Source organism: Saccharothrix mutabilis subsp. mutabilis (assembly GCF_039521145.1).
Classification (GTDB): Bacteria; Actinomycetota; Actinomycetes; order Mycobacteriales; family Pseudonocardiaceae; genus Actinosynnema; species Actinosynnema mutabilis.
Genome location: NZ_BAAABU010000018.1, coordinates 128799 through 148286, shown reverse-complemented (window position 1 = coordinate 148286; position 19488 = coordinate 128799). Strand labels below are relative to the sequence as shown.

12 protein-coding genes and 1 pseudogene are annotated in these 19488 nt (G+C 73.7%); 7 read left to right on the top strand and 6 right to left on the bottom strand.

Annotation, left to right across the window (positions count from 1 at the left end; all coding sequences use genetic code 11):
- Nucleotides 1-217 precede the first annotated feature (217 nt).
- Entirely contained in the window at nucleotides 218-2536 is a 2319-nt protein-coding gene (locus tag ABD126_RS29275) for a hypothetical protein (RefSeq protein WP_343937203.1), read from the top strand.
- Nucleotides 2537-2616: 80 nt separating this feature from the next.
- Complete coding sequence (locus ABD126_RS29270) at nucleotides 2617-3321, top strand: hypothetical protein (RefSeq protein ID WP_343937202.1); 705 nt, start codon at nucleotides 2617-2619, stop codon at nucleotides 3319-3321.
- A gap of 10 nt (nucleotides 3322-3331) precedes the next feature.
- On the opposite strand, the gene ABD126_RS29265 is transcribed toward ABD126_RS29270, so the two are convergent.
- Nucleotides 3332-5542: a terpene synthase family protein gene (locus ABD126_RS29265; RefSeq protein ID WP_343937201.1), complete on the bottom strand. Its 2211-nt coding sequence runs from the start codon at nucleotides 5540-5542 to the stop codon at nucleotides 3332-3334.
- A 156-nt stretch (nucleotides 5543-5698) separates the two neighbouring features.
- A pseudogene (locus tag ABD126_RS29260) lies at nucleotides 5699-5845 on the bottom strand (ArsR/SmtB family transcription factor); the annotation flags it as partial.
- 116 nt (nucleotides 5846-5961) lie between these two features.
- Between ABD126_RS29260 and ABD126_RS29255 the strand changes: the two are divergent.
- Nucleotides 5962-7149, top strand: a complete 1188-nt coding sequence (locus ABD126_RS29255) for an MFS transporter (RefSeq protein WP_343937200.1) — start codon at nucleotides 5962-5964, stop codon at nucleotides 7147-7149.
- Here the strand turns inward: ABD126_RS29255 and ABD126_RS29250 are convergent.
- Nucleotides 7139-9451 carry a SpoIIE family protein phosphatase gene (locus tag ABD126_RS29250; RefSeq protein ID WP_343937199.1) on the bottom strand — a complete coding sequence of 771 codons (2313 nt, stop codon included), beginning with the start codon at nucleotides 9449-9451 and terminating at the stop codon, nucleotides 7139-7141. The genes ABD126_RS29255 and ABD126_RS29250 overlap by 11 nt on opposite strands.
- A 47-nt stretch (nucleotides 9452-9498) precedes the next feature.
- Nucleotides 9499-9954 carry an STAS domain-containing protein gene (locus ABD126_RS29245; RefSeq protein WP_343937198.1) on the bottom strand — a complete coding sequence of 152 codons (456 nt, stop codon included), beginning with the start codon at nucleotides 9952-9954 and terminating at the stop codon, nucleotides 9499-9501.
- A gap of 188 nt (nucleotides 9955-10142) precedes the next feature.
- Between ABD126_RS29245 and ABD126_RS29240 the strand changes: the two genes are divergently transcribed.
- On the top strand, nucleotides 10143-10595 hold the full coding sequence (locus ABD126_RS29240) for a DoxX family membrane protein (protein ID WP_343937197.1): 453 nt from the start codon (nucleotides 10143-10145) through the stop codon (nucleotides 10593-10595).
- The gene (locus ABD126_RS29235) at nucleotides 10592-11992 is read left to right on the top strand and encodes a cellulase family glycosylhydrolase (protein WP_343937196.1); all 1401 of its coding nucleotides are present in this window, start codon (nucleotides 10592-10594) and stop codon (nucleotides 11990-11992) included. Before ABD126_RS29240 ends, ABD126_RS29235 begins: the two co-directional genes overlap by 4 nt.
- Here the strand turns inward: ABD126_RS29235 and ABD126_RS29230 are convergent.
- Nucleotides 11961-12242: a DUF4184 family protein gene (locus ABD126_RS29230; protein ID WP_343937195.1), complete on the bottom strand. Its 282-nt coding sequence runs from the start codon at nucleotides 12240-12242 to the stop codon at nucleotides 11961-11963. The genes ABD126_RS29235 and ABD126_RS29230 overlap by 32 nt on opposite strands.
- A 152-nt stretch (nucleotides 12243-12394) precedes the next feature.
- Here ABD126_RS29230 and ABD126_RS29225 point away from each other — a divergent pair, with 152 nt between their 5' ends.
- Together ABD126_RS29225 and ABD126_RS29220 are read left to right on the top strand one after the other, a co-directional pair.
- Nucleotides 12395-14053, top strand: coding sequence for a methyltransferase (locus ABD126_RS29225; RefSeq protein ID WP_343937194.1), 1659 nt, complete (start codon nucleotides 12395-12397; stop codon nucleotides 14051-14053).
- 46 nt (nucleotides 14054-14099) lie between these two features.
- Nucleotides 14100-15638, top strand: coding sequence for an NACHT domain-containing protein (locus ABD126_RS29220; protein WP_343937193.1), 1539 nt, complete (start codon nucleotides 14100-14102; stop codon nucleotides 15636-15638).
- Between the two features lie 102 nt (nucleotides 15639-15740).
- Here ABD126_RS29220 and ABD126_RS29215 read toward each other — a convergent pair whose 3' ends face one another.
- Nucleotides 15741-19484: an nSTAND1 domain-containing NTPase gene (locus ABD126_RS29215; RefSeq protein WP_343937192.1), complete on the bottom strand. Its 3744-nt coding sequence runs from the start codon at nucleotides 19482-19484 to the stop codon at nucleotides 15741-15743.
- Nucleotides 19485-19488 lie beyond the last annotated feature (4 nt).

Genomic DNA, 19488 nt, shown 5'->3' with positions numbered 1-19488 from the left:
TCGTTGTTCGGTATGGGGTTTGACTCGCACTGCTACGCTGTGATCGTTGCGATGGTTCTTCCGCAGCGACTGCTCAAGCCGGGGGGTGGAGCGACACAGCCGCGTTGCCGTGCGGCGGTTACCGAATCCGCGTGACGGCGCGTGCGCACCGAAGCGACGCCGGTACCCCCGGCTTCGTCTTTGTTCAGGGGGCTTTGTGTTACCACGTAGATCACTAGTGCCCATTCTCGTCGCGTTCGCCACGGTGCTGGCGTCCACGACGACCGCAGGCGCGGGACAAGGTGCCGCACAGGGGGTCGGACAACCCGGCCGCGCCACGGAGAACTGCACCTTCACCGAAGGTGAACTCGCGCGTTGCGTCCGCGTCGGCATCGACCTGCCGACGGTGCCCGAGGTCGGTGGCACGGCCGCGATCGGCGTCGAGGTCGCCGCGCAGGCCGAGGTCGGCGAGGTGGCGGTGACGGTCGACCTGCCCGCCACGTTGCGCTGGGAGCGGGCGCCGGAAGGGTTCGCCACGGAGCGGGTCACCGGCGCGTCGCCCGAGGCGGGCGGTGTGGTGGAACGCGCTTCCGGCACCGTGAAACTCCACAGTGGACAGACGATTCGGCTTGACGCGGCGGTGACGGCGGTGGCCGCCGGTGCGGCGCCGATCCGGGCCGCCGTGGTCGGGGCGGCGCGCAGCCAGGTCGACACGGCGTCCGGCAGCCTGGTCGTGACGGTCGGCGCGACGCGGCCCGAGTCCTTCCGCGGCTACCGGGAGGCGGAGGTCAACGGGGTCGCCGCCACGCCGGCGCCGGCGGTGGTCACGCGGGCGACGCCGCACCTGCCGCACCGGTCGGTCGGCGCCGACGGGCTCGCGAAGCCCGACCTGCCGCCGGACCCGCAGGCGCAGGCCTTGACCTGCGTGCGCGGCTCGTGGCGCTACCAGGACCAGGACTCCCGGTGGCACCCGTCGGCGAACTTCCAGGTCCAGCTGTGGCGGCGCACCTTCCTCGGGCCGCAGCTGCTCACCTCGGACATCACCGACGAGAACGGCGCGTACCGGGTGTGCTCGACCGCGGCGGCCGGCAACGACGTCTACGTCCGGTTCTTCGCCGAGAACGGCAAGTGGTCGGTCACGGACGACGACAACGACCCGTACGCGTTCGTCAGCCGCGACATCCAGCGCATCGGCAACGGCGCGACGGTCGACCTCGGCGCGCTCAACCCGGCCGACAACAACCTGATGCGCGCGCTGCACGCGTTCGACGAGGTCAACGACGCCAAGAACTGGACCCCCGGCGACTGCTGGGACGCCCGGCACACCGACTGCCGGGTCGTGCGGTTCCGCTGGACGCCGACCTCGACCGAGGGCGCGTTCTACCGGACCGGCGAGAACCGGGTCTACCTGCGCGCCGACGACCCGAACTTCCGCTCCGTCGTGGTGCACGAACTGGGTCACGCGGTGATGGACGAGGTGTACGAGGACGACTTCCCGCGCACCGAGAACTGCAGCCCGCACTTCATCCACCGCACGTCCTCGCCCAGTTGCGCGTGGACGGAGGGCTTCGCCGACTGGTACCAGGCCGCCGTCTACAACGACCCGCGCTACGTCGGCGGACCGAACTTCGAGGTGCAGCTGGAGACGCCGACGTGGGAAACTGCGGACTGGGACAACGGCGACGGGGTCGAGGGCCGGGTCGCGGGCGCGCTGATCGACCTCGCCGACTCCGGCGCGGAGCAGTACTGGGACTCCTACGGCGAAGGCGCGCCGAACCGGCTGTGGGAGACGTTCCTCAACCACCGCTCGACGTCGTTCAACGAGTACTGGCGGCAGCGGGGACAGGACCAGTTCGACGTGTCCGACCGCCCGCAGGGCAGCCTCTACCAGAACACGATCGACTACGGCTACCGCGACCCGCTGGCCGACAACCAGGCGCTGACCAGGCCGGAGCCGCGGACGCCGCACAACTACCACTTCCGGACCACGACGGTGTTCTGGTCGGCGGTGGCGGTCCGGCCGCCGGCGGGCGCGCGGTACGACCTGGCGGTGTTCGGCAACCGCGAGCTGACCCAACAGCTCGCGTCGAGCACCCTGGGGCCGGACGTGGTGAACTTCGTCGCGGTCGACTCCAACCGCAGGCCGCTGGGCGACTACTACCCGCAGGTGCGGGTGGCGTCCGGGCACGGCGACTACCAGGTCCAACTGGCCCAGGGCGCGAGCCAGCTGCCGCCCGCGTCCAGCGCGCAGATCGCGATGGGCGCGGGTGACGTGGTCGCGGTGCGGGACGTCTGCGGCGTCACGCCGGAGCAGGTGATCACGCTGACCGCCACCCCGTCCGACGGCGGGCAGGACGCGGAACTGTTCCTGCTGGCGTCCAACCCCGACCAGCCGGCGAGCTTCGTGCAGGGCCGCGCGTCGGCCGTGGCGCAGGCCACCGGTGCGGGGCCGGGGAGTCCGGAGACGCTGACGCACACCGCCACGTCCTCGGGCTGCTACGGCGTCGTGCTGGTCAACCGGGGCGGGGCGGGCGTCTACACGCTCAGCCGCGCCTGATCACACCGCGTGCCGGCCGGGGCCGCTCCCCCGGCCGGCACGTCCGGAGGTGCAACCACATCGTGCGTCCCGCCCGTCCGTTGACCGTGAGATTCGTCCTCGTCGCCGTGGCGGTCCTCGCCGTCGCCTGCCAGTCCCCGCCCGCGCCGCCGTCCGGGAAGGCCGTCGCGCTGCGCGTCGAGCTCTACGGGGGCGGTCCGCTGCCGCCGGGCTGGGTGACCTTCCCGGAGTTCGTCCTCTACGGCGACCGCACGCTGATCACCGCCGACGGCGACGCGCCCCGCGAGTACCACCTGACCGAGGCGGAGTTCGACCGCGTCTACGGCCGCGCCCGCTCGGCCGGCCTGGCGACCGGGCGGACGTTCGACGAGCAGAGCCCGGACGCGCCCGTGCTGGAAGTCGTGTTCGGCCACGACACCGGCCGGGCGGTCACCCGGGTCACCGCGCCCGACCGGAAGTCCTCGGGCGACGCGGGCGCGATCGTCCGCGCGGTGGCGCTCAACCCGGACACGGACCTGGAGTCGCCGCACGAGCGCTACCGGCCCGAGCGCGTCGCCGTCGTCGCGGGGGCTTCGTCGGGCGCCCCGACCGGCCCGCGGTGGCCGCTGCGCCCGCTGGCCGAGGGAACGCCCCTCAACGCCGGGCGGTGCGCGGTGTACGCCGCGGCGGAGGTCCGCGACATCCGGTCGGACACCACGTGGACCAGCGGCGGCACCGCCTACCACGTGCGGCTGCGCCCCCTGCTGCCCGACGAGGACGACTGCGCGGCCCTGGCGCGCGGGTAGTGGCCGCGGGTCACGGGCGGGCGGCGGTCAGGTTGCGCAGGGCGGTGGTGCCCAGGCCCGTGGGGCCGCGTAGCGCTTGGACCGCCACCGCCTCGCGTCCGCCGAAGTGCTCCTCCAGGGCCGCGTCGCTGTAGCGGTGCGTCTTCAGGTGCCACTCGCGGATGGCGTGCATCCAGTTCTTCAGCTTCTGGACGTGGGTCGCCAGGGCGTGCCCGGTGTCGGCATCCAGGTCCAGGTCCTCGACCAGGCCCGGCAGCTCCACGTCGAGGATGTGCTCGAACTGGGCCAGTCGGGCGCTTTGCAGCTTCTCGACCACCTCGTACGCCCGGTGGACGTCGCAGTCCAGGAAGTTGCGGGTCACGTGGACCAGGTTGTGGACCTCGCCCTCGTACTGCACCTCCTTGCGGTGCGACACCAGGTCGTTGACCATCCAGCCGTAGTCGGCGGCGGTGCTCTCCAGGTTGCGGAGGGTTCGCGTCCGCCGCAGCTCCGGCGGCAGACCGTCCGCCGTGGACAGGTTCGCCATGCTCCGGATCAGCTCCGTGCCGAAGGTCAGGCGGCGCATCTCGACGTAGTCCACCGGGTCCGGGACCCGGTTGAGGTGTTGGTTCTCCAGCTCCCACAGCCAGGCGTCCAGCATGGACGACACGGCGGCCTTCAACTCGCGGCGCCGGTCCGGGGGCATGGTCGCGGTGGTGCGGCGCCAGAGGTCCGCCAGCCCGCGTTCCAGCGGGACCGCCGGCGTGGTGCCCGACGCGCCCTCGACGGCCATCAGGTCCTTGAGCCGGGCGGTGAGGGCCTTGGCTCCGGCCATGTCCTGGGCTCGGCCGAACACCGCCGGGTAGTAGTCGTCGGCGTAGGTGCCCCAGGTCAGCCACAGGGCCGAGAGGGCGATCACGTCCGGGGTGCCGTCCGGGTCGATGACGGCGGAGCACAGGCCGTAGTCGTGGCCGCGGACCATGGTTTCGGTCCACAAGCCCGGCAGGTCGTCGAAGAAACCCATCCCGCGGCACCACTCGACCGTGTTCGCCGTCGCCGCCCGGCCGTGCGGGCTGGCCCTCAGCGGGAACGGCAGGCGCATCTCCGGCCACGGGATCGACGGCACCGGCGAGAACGGGACGTGGGCGAAGGCGCGCAGCCGTTGCGGCGCGGTGTTCAGCAGGGACCTGAGTGCCTGCGTGCCCAGGCCGGTCGGGCCGCCCAGGCCGGTGCCGTCCAGCGCGCCCTTGTTCATGTAGCGGCTGGAGCGCATGTGCCACTCGTGGCCGCCGGACTGCCAGTCCTGCAAGCCCTTGACGTAGGCCAGCACCGCGAGGCGGCCCGCCGGGTCGACGCGGTGCTCGTCGAGCAGCTTCGGGACCTCGGTCAACGCCGTGTGCTCGAACTGGTGCAGCCGTGAGGTCAGCAGGTCGTTCACCCGTTCCGCGGCCTCCTGCGTCGGCAGGTCCAGGAACTTCTCCAGCACCAGGACGCCGTTGCTCAGCTCGCCCTCGTCCAGCACCTCGCGCTCGTAGGAGAACAGGTCGTTGCGCAGGTGGACGGCGTCGGCGAAGGTGTCGCGCAGCACCGCCAGCGGACGGGTCGGGGCGATGCGCGCGGGCACCTCCATGCCGGTCACGTGCTCGACCAGGTTGGCGCTCCACGGCGCGCCGCCGACCTTGCGGCGCATCTCGACGTACTCGATCGGGTCGGCCAGCCGGCCCTCGCTGATGTTGTGCAGCTCCCACATGGACTCGTCCAGCAGGTGCTTGGTGTTGTCGGCGAACCTGCGACGCCAGTCCATCGAGTGCGCGGGGACCGTGCGCTCCCACAGGTCTTTGAGGCCCTTCTCGACCGGGTTGGCCGGTTCCTCGGTGATCACGCCGTCCACCGGCATGAACAGCGGCAGCCGGTCCAGGTAGGCCTGCGCGCCCCGGATGTCGTCCGGGTTGCGCTTGTAGAGCTCCACGAAGTGGTCGTCGAAGTAGAAGACCCACACGTACCAGTCGGTGACCAGGTCCAGGTCCTCGGCGGACGCGTCGGGGTGGGTGTAGGCGCACAGCAGCGCGTAGTCGTGCGAGGCGAGGTCGTCGTCGGTCCAGATGACCGTGCCGTGCTGCGGGACGTCGATGAAGTCCATCGCGTGCGCCCACGCCTTGCTGTGCGTGCGGGCGCGGTCGAGGTTGGGGTTCAGCCGCGCCGGGTAGGGCATGTAGAACTCCGGCAACTGGAACGGCTGCATCGACTCGGCACCTCTCTGCCACGGGACCACCGGGGTGCACGCAACCAGCCGGCGGGCACGGCGACCAGGGTCGGCGCGGCAGGTCTACCCGTTCGTGGACCCCGACCGCTCCACCGGCGCACGGACCGCTGCCGACCGTGCCCGAGAAGACCACCCGATCAGGCTGCGGCCGTGCCGGGTGCCGACGACCAGGCCCAGCGCGCGCAGCAGGCGCAACTGGTGGGAGACGGCCGACTGCTCCATCCCGATCGCCTCGGCCAACTCCCCCACCGCGCACGGGCCGTGCCGCAGCCGGGCGGGGATGCACGGTGCTCGTCGCGCTCAACGGCCTGCGCCTGCTGTCCAAGCGCGCCTGGCCGGGTAATCAACCGCGAGATTCGATATAACGCTCGATTAATCATGGTGTTAGCGTGCGGTGAATGCGGAACACCATTCGGGGCTGTCGAGACGTGTGCCGGAAACCGGCTTTCCTGCGGTTCTGGCTGGGCATGGCGGTGTCGCGGACCGGGGACGCGCTGACGACGGTCGCGTTGGCGTGGCTGGTCCTCGACCTCGCCGGACCTGCCCAATTGGGTGTCGTCCTGCTGTGCTTCGGACTTCCCCGGGTGGTCACGGGGCCGGTGGCGGGACGGTTGCTGGACCGGTTCCCGGCGCGTTTGCTGCTCGGCTGGGACAACGCGCTGCGCGCGGCGCTGGTGGCCGTCGTCCCGGTGTTGGCCTACGCCGGGGAATTGCGGATCGGGCACGTCTACGCCGTGGTGCTGGCGTGCGCGGCGTTGTCCGCCGTGACGGAGGTGGCCGAGGGCGCGTTGGTGCCGAGACTGGTGGCCGACGCGGAGTTGGAGTCGGCGAACTCGCTGCTCTCGGTGAACTGGGAGGTGGCCTACGTCGTCGCGCCGCCGGTGGCGGGGCTCGCGGTCGGCGCGGTGGGCGCGGAGGCGGTGTTGCTGCTGGACGCGGCCAGTTTCCTGGTGACCAGCGCGTTGTGCTTCGGGCTGCCGCCGCTGGTGGCGGGCGAGGAGCGCACGCCGGCGCGGTTCGGGGTGTTGCTGCGGCTGCCGGTGGCGTTGGTGTTGTCCCTGTCCGCCACCGGGTTCCTGTTCCTCGGTGGTGTGGTGGAGGTGTTCCACCCGGTGTTCGTGCGGGAGGTGCTGCACGCCGGGCCGGTGGCGTTCGGGCTCGTGCTGGGCGCGGCCGGCGTGGGCGGGTTGTGCGGGGCGGTGTTCGGGGTGCCGCTGTACCGGCGGGTGCCCGAGCGGTGGCGGGTGTCGGCGGCGATCGCCTGTGCCGCACCGGTCTTCGCGTTGTTCGCGGTCGTCGACACCGTGGTCGCCGCCGTGGTGGTGGCGGGCGTGGCGTCGTTCCTGTGGGCCCCGTACTACGCGGTGGAACGGTCGAGGTTCCAGCGTGCGGTGCCAGAGGACGTGCGTGGGCGGGTGACGGGCGCGCGGACGGCGTTGTGCGCCTTGGGTTTCCCGGTCGGCAGCGCCGCCGGGGGCGCGTTGCTGGCGGGGGTGGAGGTGCCGGCGGCGGCGTTGGTGGTCGCCTGCGGGTTCGTGCTGCTCGCCTTCGTCCCGCTGGCCGCCCGCGAGCGGGTCAGGACGTGACGGCGGCGGCCACGATGCACGTGTCGTCCAGCGGGGACGCCGGGACCAGCCGCGAGGTCAGCGCCTCCGGCATGTCGGCCGGGTCGATGTCGGCCGTGAAGGCGCGGATGTCCTCCATGAGGTAGTCCAGGTCGTCCCGGTCGCCGGACTCGGACGGCCGGCGCTCCACCAGGCCGTCGGTGAACATCAGCACCGTGTCCCCGGGCTCCAGCACCGCCGTCACCGTGCCGTAGGCCGCGCCCGGCAGGCCGCCCAGGACCGGACCCGCCGGCCGGTCGAGCACGTGCACGTCGTGCGCCCGGACCAGCAGCAGCGGCGGGTGCCCGGCCTGGGCCCAGGTCAGCAGGCGGGCCGCCGGGTCGAACCGGGCGACCGCCGCCGTGGCCAGCGTGACGTCCTCGCCGGCGGTCAGCATCCGGTTGAGCACGTCCAGCACCCCGGCCGGGTCGGGTGCGGTCAGCGCCGCGCCGGTGAACGCGTAGCGCAGCTTGGCCATGGCCGCCGCGGTGGCCAGGCCGTGCCCCGCGACGTCGCCGATGGCCAGCAGCGTGCTGCCGTCGTGGATGGTGAAGGCGTGGTACCAGTCCCCGCCCACCTCCGCCCACCGCTCGGCCGCGAGGTAGCGCACGGCCACCCGCAGCCCCGGCAGCTCCAGCGGTCCGCTGGGCAGCGGCAGGACGGCGGAGCGGAGGTGGTCGGCGACCTGGTGCTCGCGGGCGAACCGCTCGCTCAGGTCGAACATCCGCTTCTCCGCGTGCCGCGTCGCGGTGATGTCCTGCAACACCACGTCCAACCGCACCGGCCGCCCCTGCACGTCCAGCACCGGCTCGCCGATGAACCGCCCGGACCGGACCTCGTCACCGGCCTTGAGCCGCAGCTCGGTGTCGGTGCGCTCACCGCCCTCCAGCATGCGCCGCACGGCGTTCTGCAGGATCGGCAGGTCCTCGGGGACCACGGACGCGCGGATCTCGTCCAGCGACATCGGCCCCAGCGCGGGGTCGCGGTCGAAGATGACGTAGAGCTGGTCGGACCAGTCGATCTCGTTGGTCACCAGGTTCCACTCGCCCCAGCCGATGTTGCCCAGGCGCTGCACGCTGCGCAGCCGTTCCAGCTGCAACGGGCCCTCGTGCTCGTGCCAGGCCAGCACGAGCCCGTCGCCGAACTTGCCGATGGTCAGCGTGTACCGGCCGTGCTGGGGCAGGCCGGGGCTGTTCTCCTCGTAGTCGAACGTGCCGACCACCTCGCGCACGCCGGTGCGCAGCACCCGGTGGTAGGCCGCCCACAGCTCGGTGCCCTCGACGGTCGGGTAGCTCTCCAGGATGCTGCGCCCGACCAGCTGCCGGTAGCGGCGGCCGGAGAAGTCGACCGCGTCGGGGCTCGCGGCCTCGAACCGGAAGTCCACGACCTCGCCGTCGGACGCGTGCACCGCGCCGAGCAGGGCCACCGAGCCGGGCAGCACGTCCAGGAAGTGCTGTGCCCACAGCGTCCAGTTCCGGCCGTGCGCGCCGCCGCCCGGGCCGAGCAGCGAGAGCAGCGTGGACCCGGCGGAGCGCACCACCAGCTCCAGGTCCCACTGCTCCTCGGTGGCGAAGTCGTGGTGCTCGGTCCACAGCAGACCGACGACGCCCGCGGTGCGCGTCTGGTCCCGGAACGGCACCCAGGCCCGTGACCGCCACACCGTCTCCGGGTCGCCGATCAGGGTGAACCGCCGCCGCGCCTCCTCCAGGTCGGGCAGCCACTGCGGCAGGCCGCTGCGCACCGAGGCGAGAACTCCGGTCTCCAGGCGCAGCGGCACCCGCTCCCACTCCAGCCGCACCCGGGCCGGCACGTTCGCCGCGGCCTCCATGCGCACCCCGCCGTCGGGTTCGACCAGGTAGAGCAGCACCGCGTCGCACCCGGCGTGCTCGCGGACCAGTTCGGCCAACTCCTCGGCGTCGGTCGCGGACCCCACCGCGGCCAGGGCCACCGGGCGCGGCGCGGGCGGGAGCCCGGACACCGGCCGCACGTACCGGGTCGGGTCGAAGCGCTCCTCGACCGGCGGCGCGGCCGGTCCGGGCGGCGGCGGGACGCCGAGCACGCCGGCGGCGACGTTCACCAGGTCCGTGCCGGTGGCCTGGGCCAGCCGGACCAGGTCGTCGAACGCCTCGTCGGGCCGGCACGACAACCGCTCGGCGAGCACCCCCTTGGCCTGCTCGACCACGGCCTGGCGGCGCGCGGCGGCCCGCAACCGGTCGATCTCGTCACGCTGACGGGCGACCAGGTCGGCCAGTGCGGAACGACTCGGATCCCGCTGGGTAGCCATCGCGACCCAGCATCGCGCGTGCGGACGCCGGCGGCCAGCCGAACCGGCTACCCGGCGCGGTCGCCGGCGAGCCGGACCGGCACCGCGGAGCCGACCGAGCCCTCGGCGAGCCGGACCGGCACCACGGGGCCGACCGAGCCCTCGGCGAGCCGGACCGGCGCCACTGGGCCGACCACCGCGCACCGCGAGCCGCGCGCCCGGAGCGACTGGCGCAGCCGCCACAGGACCGCGGCCGTGGCCGGGTCCGCCACCGTCGTGCCGCTCAGGTCGACCAGCACCGGGCGCGGGCGCTCCGCCGGCGCGCACCCGATCTGGGCGACCAGGAACGCGGCGGACGTGCGGTCCACCAGGCCCCGGACCCGGATCACCTGCGCGCCCGCCCCGCCCGCGAAGTCGAGGTGCACCGCCCCGGGCAGGGGCGCGATCGGGTCAACGCGGCGCGGCAGCGGGCTGACGGCCGTTCGGACGGGACCGGCCGCGCGGGCCGGGTGCGGGATCGCCACCGGACGACCCCAAGACGGCTCCGCCGGGCCGCTGACGGTCGTTCGACCCACGAAACCGACCCGAAGACGCGCAGGTCAGCGGCCTTCCGGTGACCGGAGGTTGCTCGGGCATTCACAGTCGGTGTCTTTCACGTTACAGTTCTGGGAGCGCTCCCAGTCCGTTGCGTCCAATGGAGGATGTGGTGTGGATGGTGGAGGGATTCCCCCGCCCCGGTGCCCTGGTCGAGGGCATGCGCGTGCTCGACGCGCTGAGCGTGCCGCTGCTGCGCGGGTCGCTCGGCGTGGTGTTCGTGTGGTTCGGGGCGTTGAAGGTGTCGGGCGCGACGCCGGTCGCCGACCTGGTGGCGAGCACGGTGCCGTGGTTGGCATCCGGATTCCTGGTCGCGGGGCTCGGCGTGCTGGAGGTGCTGCTCGGCCTCGCGCTGGTCGCCGGGCGGTTCCTGCGGGTGGCGGCCGTCCTGGTGATGGCGCACCTGGGCGGCACGTTCCTGACCCTGGTGGTGCAGCCGGCGGTGGCCTTCCGGGCCGGTAACCCGCTGCTGCTCACCCTGACCGGCGAATTCGTCGTCAAGAACCTGGTCTTGTTCACGGCGGCACTGGTGGTCCTGTGCGCCGAACTGCGTCGAGGAGGAGTTCGATGAAGCGCTCCACGGTCGTCGCCGCGGCCTTCCTGCTGGCCGCCGGCTCCGCGGCGGCCCTGTTCCCGCACGCGGTCGCCGCGGCGGCGGGTTGCCGCGTCGACTACACCGTCGCCGGCCAGTGGCAGGGCGGTTTCCAGGCGAGTGTGAAGATCACCAACGTGGGCGACCCGGTGAGCGGGTGGTCGCTCGGGTTCACCTTCCCCGACGGCGGGCAGAAGGTCACCCAGGGCTGGAACGCCGGCTGGAGCCAGTCCGGGACCGCGGTCACCGCCACGAACGTCGACTGGAACCGGTCGCTGGGCACCGGCGGGACGGCCGACATCGGCTTCACCGGGACCTTCAGCGGGGCCAACCCCGCGCCCACGGCGTTCACGCTCAACGGGGTCGCATGCACCGGCTCCCCCGTCGTCACGACCACGACCACCACCACGACGACCACGGGCAACCCGCCCGTCGGGCGCACGCCGGTGGAGATCAACGGCCAGCTGCGGGTCTGCGGCGTGAACCTGTGCAACCAGTACAACCGGCCGGTCCAGCTGCGCGGCATGAGCACGCACGGCATCCAGTGGTTCGACAAGTGCTACAACAACGCCTCGCTGGACGCGCTGGCCAACGAGTGGAAGTCCGACCTGTTCCGCATCGCGATGTACGTGCAGGAGCAGGGCTACGAGACCAACCCGAGCTGGTTCACCAACCGGGTCAACACCCTGGTGGACATGGCCGAGGCGCGCGGGATGTACGCGATCATCGACTTCCACACCCTCACGCCGGGCGACCCGAACTACAACATCGACCGCGCCAAGACGTTCTTCGCCCAGGTCGCGTCCCGCAACGCCGCCAAGAAGAACGTCGTCTACGAGATCGCCAACGAGCCCAACGGCGTCAGCTGGGCGGCGATCAAGAGCTACGCGGAGCAGGTCATCCCGGTGATCCGCGCCGCCGACCCGGACGCGGTCGTGCTCGTCGGCACGCGCGCGTGGTCGTCGTTGGGCGTCTCGGAGGGCTCCAACGAGAGCGAGATCGTCAACAACCCGGTCAACGCGACCAACATCATGTACACGTTCCACTTCTACGCCGCCTCGCACAAGGACAACTACCGGTCCACGGTGAGCCGGGCGGCGTCGCGCCTGCCGCTGTTCGTCAGCGAGTTCGGCACGGTCAGCGCCACCGGCGGCGGGGCGTTCGACCGCGCGAGCAGCACGGCGTGGCTGGACCTGCTGGACCAGCTCAAGATCGGGTACGCGAACTGGACGTACTCCGACGCGAACGAGAGCAGCGCCGCCCTGCGGCCGGGCACGTGCGACGGCGGCACGTACACCGGCGGCGGCGTGCTCACCGAGTCCGGCGCGTTCATCAAGAGCCGCGTCAGCACGGCGGACAACTTCCCGACCAGCTGACCCGGGTCCGGACGGGGCTCGGCCTCCACGGGCCGGGCCCCGCCCTCCGGGGGTCACGCGCCAGCAGGGCCAGGCCCAGCAGGAGGTCCACCCCGACGACCCCGAGCACCGAGTGGGTGAGGTCCGCGCCGCCGGGCACGGGCAGGTGGTAGGCGAGGTCCGGCGCCACCGAGCCCGTCACCGGACCGGGCGACCACAGGCGTCGGCGCAGCGGGAGCACGGCGGCCGGGTGGGCGAAGGTGAACGGCACGCGGAGGGCTCCCCTGGTTCGAACGCCCCGGAGCGGGCGCGCCCATCCTGGGAACGGCCGGACACGATGGAGTGATCACCCCGCGTGTCAAGCGTCCGGTCGGGCGGCGCTTGTCGATCATGGACTCGCGATCCACCGACCGGGAACGGGACATGACTTCGACGATCACGCCTGCGCTCCACGCCGAGGACCTCGACCGCCTGCTCTCGGTGGTGCGGCTTATCGGCCGGCTCGACACCGGCTCCGTCCTCACCTCGGCGATGCCGCTGTTGGGCGACGACGAGCGCACGGCACTCGCGCGGCACACCGCGTTCGCGCACGCCGCCGTGCTCGTCTTCCCCGAGACGCTCGACGGGTTGGCGGCCCAGCTGAGCCGGCACGGCCTCGAAGTCGGCGCGCCGAAGTCGAGCGTGGTGGTGCGCGACCGGCTCAGCCGCCGGTACTCGGTGCCCGCCGCGCGGCTGGACGTGGTCATCCTGCGCGCCCCGGTGGCCAACCGCGCCGGACGACGGTGCGAGGTCGAGATCTTCGCCCTGGTCACGCCGCCCGACCTGCGGCACGTCGCCGAGCAGGAGCGGCGGCACGACCGGGAGAGCCACCTCGCGCTGACCGTCGCGCCGGCCGACCCGGTCGTGGTGCGCGGGTCGCGGGCGACGTTGCGCGCCCACCTGTCCCCGGACGGCGGCGGCTACAACGGGCACGAGGACGCCACCGTCCTCTACTTCCGCGACCCGCGCCCGACCGCCGCCGACCGCCACCGGCTGGAGCTGATCTGCGCGGGCCACCACCCCGACCTGCTCGCCGCCCACCGCCGCGAGTCCGCGCCGGCCACCGCCCTGCTGCACCTGCTGACCGGCGCGTGGGCCACCCGGGCGATCGCGACCGCCGCCGAGCTGCGCCTGCCCGACCACCTCGTCACCACCCCCGGCCTGCCCGGTCTGGCCGCCGCCACCGGCGCCGACCCGGACAGCCTCGCCCGGCTGCTGCGCTACCTGACGGCCCTGGGCGTCGTCCGCCCGTCGGGGTCGGGCCACGAACTGACCGACCTCGGGACGCTGCTGCGCTCGGACGTCGAAGGGTCGATGCGGGCGCTGGCCCTGATGTACGGCGGCCCGTTCTACCGGTCCTTCGCCGGGCTCACCGAGGCGGTGCGGACCGGCGAGGAGTCCTACGCCAAGGTCTTCGGGGCCCACCACTTCGCCCACATGGCCGCCGATCCCGGTCTGGCGGAGCTGTTCCACGAGTCCATGGCCGCCGGCGGCGCGATGTTCACCGAGGCCGCCCGCGTCCTGGACCTGTCCGCCGCGCGGGTCGTGGTCGACGTGGCCGGCGGCAACGGCGAGCTGCTGTCCCGGGTGCTGACCGCGCACCCGCACCTGCACGGCGTCCTGATGGACCGCCCGCACGCCCTGGCCGCCGCCGAACCGACCCTGGCCCCGGTCGCCGACCGCTGCGCGCTGGTCCCCGGCGACTTCACCGAGTCCGTGCCGACCACCGGGGACGTCTACCTGCTCTCACGCGTCCTGCACGACTGGGACGACCAGCGGTGCCAGGCGATCCTGGCCACCTGCTTCCGCGACATGCCCGACCACGCCGAACTGGTCGTCCTCGAACGCCTGCTGCCCGAGTCGCAGACCGAGGACCTGGCCGTGCCGTGGGACATCCACATGCTGTGCAACACCGGAGGCCGCGAACGCACGGAGTCCCGGTACCGCGCGCTGCTGGCCGAAGCCGGCTTCGACCTGTTCGAGACCCACCCGCTCCCGCTGGACGCCCACCTCCTGCGCGCACGCAAGCGCCGCTCCCGGTAACACCGACAGGCGCTTCCCGCCCGTCGTCGTCCGCCATGATGGAACGGTGCTGGAGACGGCGGACCAGGTCGCGAGCGTGGCCGGGTTCGTGGTGGCCGCCATCGGGCTCGTCCTCGCGCTGCGCCGGCGCGGGCCGGTGTCCACCGCCCAGCGCTTGGACCGGCTGGCCGAGGTGGTGGGGGCGCAGTGGCGGGACGAGGTCGAGGTTCGGGGGATCGCGACCGCGTGGACGACCGTCGTGGTGCCGGAGCACCGGCGGTTGGTGATCGTGGGGCCGGCCGGGGCCGGGAAGACCGTCGCGGCCATCCGGGTGGTGCGGGAGTTGGTGGCCCGGCGTGCGCCGGGCGGGCCGGTCGCGGTGTTGTTCCCGTTGCACTCCTGGGACCCCTTGAAGGACCACCCGCACCGGTGGATGGCCGCCGAACTGGCCCGGGACTACGGGATCTCGCCCGCCGTGGCGTTGGAACTGGTGCGGGCGCGGCGGATCGTGCCCGTGCTCGACGGGTTGGACGAGGTGTCCGACCCGGTGGCGGCGTTGCGGGCGTTGGAGCGGGTGCACGATCCAGCCGGGGTCGATCCGTTGATCCTGACCAGTCGGGACCGGGTCGTGGTGACGGGGGCCGAGGTGGTGGAGCTGGGGCCGCCGCGCGTTGCGGGGTGGGAAGGGGTTTCCTCGCCCTTGTCGCTGTGGCTGGCGATGGCGTCCGGCGCGAAACCGGCGGAACTGGTGGGGCTGCCGGAGGCCGAGGTCGAGCGGCGGTTGTTGGATCGGTTCGTGGGCGCGGCCTACCCCGACACGCCCCGACCGGACGGCCGGCGGCGGTGGCGGGCCGGGCAGGTGGAGCGGTGGCTGCGGTTCCTGGCGCGGGAGGAGGACATCGCTTGGTGGCGGCTGGTGCGAAGCGTGCCGCGCACCGCCATCGCGCTGCTGTCCGCGCTGGTCGTGGGGCCGGTGGTGTACGCCGGGCTGGTGCTGTGGTTGCCGGAGGACACCGGACTGGCCCTCATGATCGCGCTGTCCAACGCGTTCGTGGTGGCGCTGTTGGGCTTCTTGCGGCCTTACCCGGACGTGCAAAGGCTGCACACCGGCCTGCGGTTGCACGTGTGGAGCGCGTTGGGCGGTTTCGGGTTCGGGTGCCTGCTCGGTTGGGCGGTGAGCCCGATCGCCGCCGTGGCCGTCGGGACGGTCTCCGCAGTGCTGTGGGGCGTGGTCGGCCGCATCCACGACAACGCCCCGCCGCGCACCGCCGGCCCGCTTTCCGTGCTGCGCGCCGACCTCGCCGCGACCGTGGTGGGCAGCCTGCCGATCCCCGCGCTGTTGGCCACGCTCGTCGCGTTCGCGAGTTCGCCGTGGAAAGCGCCGGCGGCGTTCTTCACCTTCTGGCTGTTCTACGGCGTCGTCTGGCTGAGCGGCACCGCGTGGACCCGCTTCACCCTCACCCGCCTCTGGCTGGCCGCCCGCGGCCGAACCCCGTTGCGCCTCATGACCTTCCTCGCCGACGCCCACCACCGGGGCGTCCTGCGCCGCACCGGCCCGACCTACGAGTTCCGCCACGCCCGCCTGCGCGACCACCTGGCCCGCTAGCCGCGGGTCGGACGGCGAGCGCCTCGAAGTGCTCAAGGACTACCCCACTCACCGGGGCCGTACCCGCCCGCGTGGATCAACTGGGTGGTGAGCAGGCCGTGGTCACCGGCGGCACGGCGGGTCGGTGCGCGCGCCGGGCGGCAGCAGGCGGCGTTCGGTGTCGGTGAAGGCGCGGTCGGCGAGGGCGCACAGCTGGTCGAACGCGTCCCACGGGCTCAGCGGGATGGACCACGCCAGGTCCACCGCCTGCTCCCCGCCGTGCCGGCCCACGTAGTGCAGGGTCCGGTCGCGGACCAGGTAGGTGTGGTGGGCGTTGTCGGGCAGGTCGATGTCGGCGACGAGCGTCTCGGCGCGCCACACCTGGACGCGCTCGCCCACCTCGACCACGAGGGTGTCGTCCACGAACGCGAGCAGGTCGGTCGCCCCGGTCACGAACTCCGCCACCCGCCGCGCCGGCCGCACCTCCCACACCTCCACCCCGCGCCCGCCGGCCTGGACGGCGGCCACCCGCGTCCCGGTGGGGTCGAACACGAACCCGCCGCGCACCCCGTTGACCGGCGTGGGCAGCGGGAACAGCAGCCGCGGGGTCGTGACCTCCCACAGCTCGCGGCCGGTCGGCGTCTCCAGCACCACCTGGTCGGGGTGGTTGGGCCGCGGGTGCAGGTGGCCGGCGTCGGCGATCTCGCGCAGCCGCGCCGGGTCCGGCGACAGCGGGATCGGCTCGGACGCCGCGCCGGTGTCCAACCGCCACCGCACCAGCTCGCCGCCGTACAGGGTCGCGACCGCGTGGTCGGACAGCACGGCGAAGGACAGCTTGGACGGCAGGTCCACGTCCGGCGGCCGGAACCTGCGGTGCGGGCGCAGCGTGGCGGCGTCGTACACGCGGGCTTCGCGGTCGTCGGCGACCACCAGCCACCGCCCGTCCGGTGTGAACTCCGCCCGGTGCGCCCCCGGCCACCGCACGCGGGCCTCGCCGAACCGGACCTCGTCGCCCGCGAAGTCCACCCAGGACCGGCCGTCGGGGTGGAACACCGCCGGGTGCGCCGTCCCGGCCGCGCGGTCCGGGTGCTCGGCCCGCAGCCGGACCGCCACGTCGTCCCGCACCACCAGCACGGAGAACCCGCCGTCGTCGGTCGCGGACGCGACGAGCGCCGGGGCCGTCGCCGGGGGCACGTGCACGGTGACGCGGTGGCCGGTGGGCCAGTGCAGCAGGGTCCGCAGGCCCGACGGGTGCTCCCCCAGGTCCACGAACCGGCCGGTGGCGTCGGTGGGCAGCCACCCGCGGGGCGACCACCGCCCGCACGCGTTCCAGCCCACCGGCAGGACCCGGTCCCGGTCGGGCTCGCGCACCCGGACACCGCGGTCGGTGCAGCTCACGACGGCCTCGCCCGCGCCGAGGAAGGCCGTGCCCGGCTCGTAGCGGCGCAGCTCGCGGCCGGCGAGGTCGTACACGGCCACCCACGGCTCCGAGCCGTGCCGCACCATGACCGTCCTGTCCGGACTCACGACGGCGGCACCGGCGTCGGGCAGCGCGAACTCCGCGATGCGGTCCCGGGTCGTCGTGTCGAAGGCGACCAGCCCGTCCCGCCCGGTCAACACGGTCACCGTGCCGCTGTCCGCACCGAACCCGAACGCCCGCACACCGCCGGCCACCGGCAGGCCGCTCCCCGCGCCATCGCGCAGCCGCCACAACGCGACCTCGCCGGACGCCGTCGAGGTGGCCAACAGGGCGCCGTCCGGGCTGACCGCGAACACCGCGACGCCACTCGGCGGCGCGGTCCACGACCGGTCGCCCCGCCACACCACGACCTTCCCGTCCGCGCCGCGCACCGCGACCACGTCGCCGTCCCGGCTCGCCTCCGCCCACCCGCCGGGCCGCCGCACCACCTCGACCGCCGACCACCAGTACCGGCGCTGCGCCAGCAGGGCGCGGCCGGCCACCGCGTTGCCGGGGTTCTCCCGCCACGCCGCCAGGGCGAGCTGGAGCGCGGTCGTCGGCTGGACGTCGTGCAGCCGCGACGACTCCTGGCCGAGCAGGGTCGCGTTGGCGTCCAGCACGCGGTCGGCCAGCTCGTCGCCCTGGCGCACCGCGCGGACCAGGGCGACGCCGGCCACCACCGCGACCACCGCGACCACCGCGGTGACCGCCCGCCACGTCCACGCCTCGCGCCGCCGGGCGGCCGTGCCGCGCGCGATGAAGTCCCGCTCCCCGTCCGACAGCTCCCGCGCGCCCAGCCACGACAGCGCGCGTTCCAGCGCCACCCCGCCGAGCAGGCTCCGGCGGTCGCGCCCGGCGCCCTCCCACTGCGCGACCCGCTGCGCCAGGTCCGCCCGCCACGCCAGGAACTCGCGGTCGGCGTCCAGCCACGACCGCAGCCGGTCCCAGCGGTCCAGCAGCGCCTGGTGGGCCAGTTCGGCGACGCCGTGGCTGATCACCACGAGCCTGGTGGCGGCCAACCGTTCCAGCGCACGACGGTCGTCCACTTCGGACACCAGCACGCGTTGCCGGACGTAGCCGCCGCTGCCGTCCGGGCGGGCCAGGCGGGTCAGCACGGCGCGGGCGCGGTCGGTCTCCAGCCACAGGGCGCGGTCGGCGTAGCGGGTCAGCGCGCCGGAGACGCCGCCGATCGCGTCGTAGGCGCGGTGGGTGAGCCGCCCGCCGGCGCGCCGGGACCACAGCTCGGTCAACGCGAACTCCACCAGCGGCAACCGGCCCGGTTCGCGGCCGGCGTCGGCGACGATGCGCTCCACCAGCCCGTCCTCGAACTCCACCCCGCCGGTGGCGGCGACGGGTCCGGTGACGGCGGCCGTGAGCCCGTCCGCGTCCAGCGGCCCGACCAGGAGCGCGGCGTGCTCCAACGCGACCGCGGACGCCGCCGTGAGCAGCCCGTCCAGCGAGTCCGAGCGCATGGTCAACACCACGCGGACGTCCTCCGGCGCGGTCTTGACCAGCTCCAGCAACTCCCGCGCCGTCCCCGGGTCCTCGTCCACCACCTCCTCGAACTGGTCGACGAACACCAACGCCCGCCGCCCCGGCCGCACGCCGGCCAGCACGTCGGCCGCGTCGGCACCCGGAACCCGCGCCACCACCGACACGTCCACCCCGTCGCGCCGCAACAACGGCACCAACCCGGCCCGCACCAGCGACGACTTCCCGCACCCCGATGGACCCACGACAAGGGTCATGCGCCGATCGGCCACATGCGCGCGAAGCCGCGCGACATCCGCGTCGCGCCCGAAGAAGAAGGCGGCATCGTCCTCCTGGAACGCCTCCAGCCCCCGGAACGGGTTGGGCAGCTCGACATCCACCCCGAGATCCGTGGCGGGCACCAGGAACGCGGTGTGGTCACCGGCCCGCGCGACGAGCATCCCGACGACCCCGCCGCTGTCCTCGTCCCACACCGGAGCGCCGCTGAACCCGGCCCGCACCGGCCCGTCCACCTCGACCTGCACCCACCCGGTCCCCTGCCGCCCGCGCAGGACGCCCGCGACCCACCGCCCGTCGTCGAACCCGGCCGGGAACCCGCACACCCGCACCCGGTGCCCCCACACGTTCTCGGCGGGCGCCAACGGCACCGGCACCGCCCCGTCCGGCGCCCGCAACCGCAACACCGCGACGTCCCCGCGCCCGTCCTCGGCGACCGGCCGCCACGCCTCGACCCGCGCCGTCACCGGCGCCCGGTCCAGCAGCGGGAAGTCCACGACCACCGGCTCGTCGGGCCCGTCGGCGATCACGTGCGCGCAGGTCACCGCCAGCGAGGGAGCCACCAGGAACCCCGCGCCGACCACCCCGCGCGCCGCCCGGACCCGGATCAACGCCGGCCCGATCCGGTCACGGGTAGTCACAGCC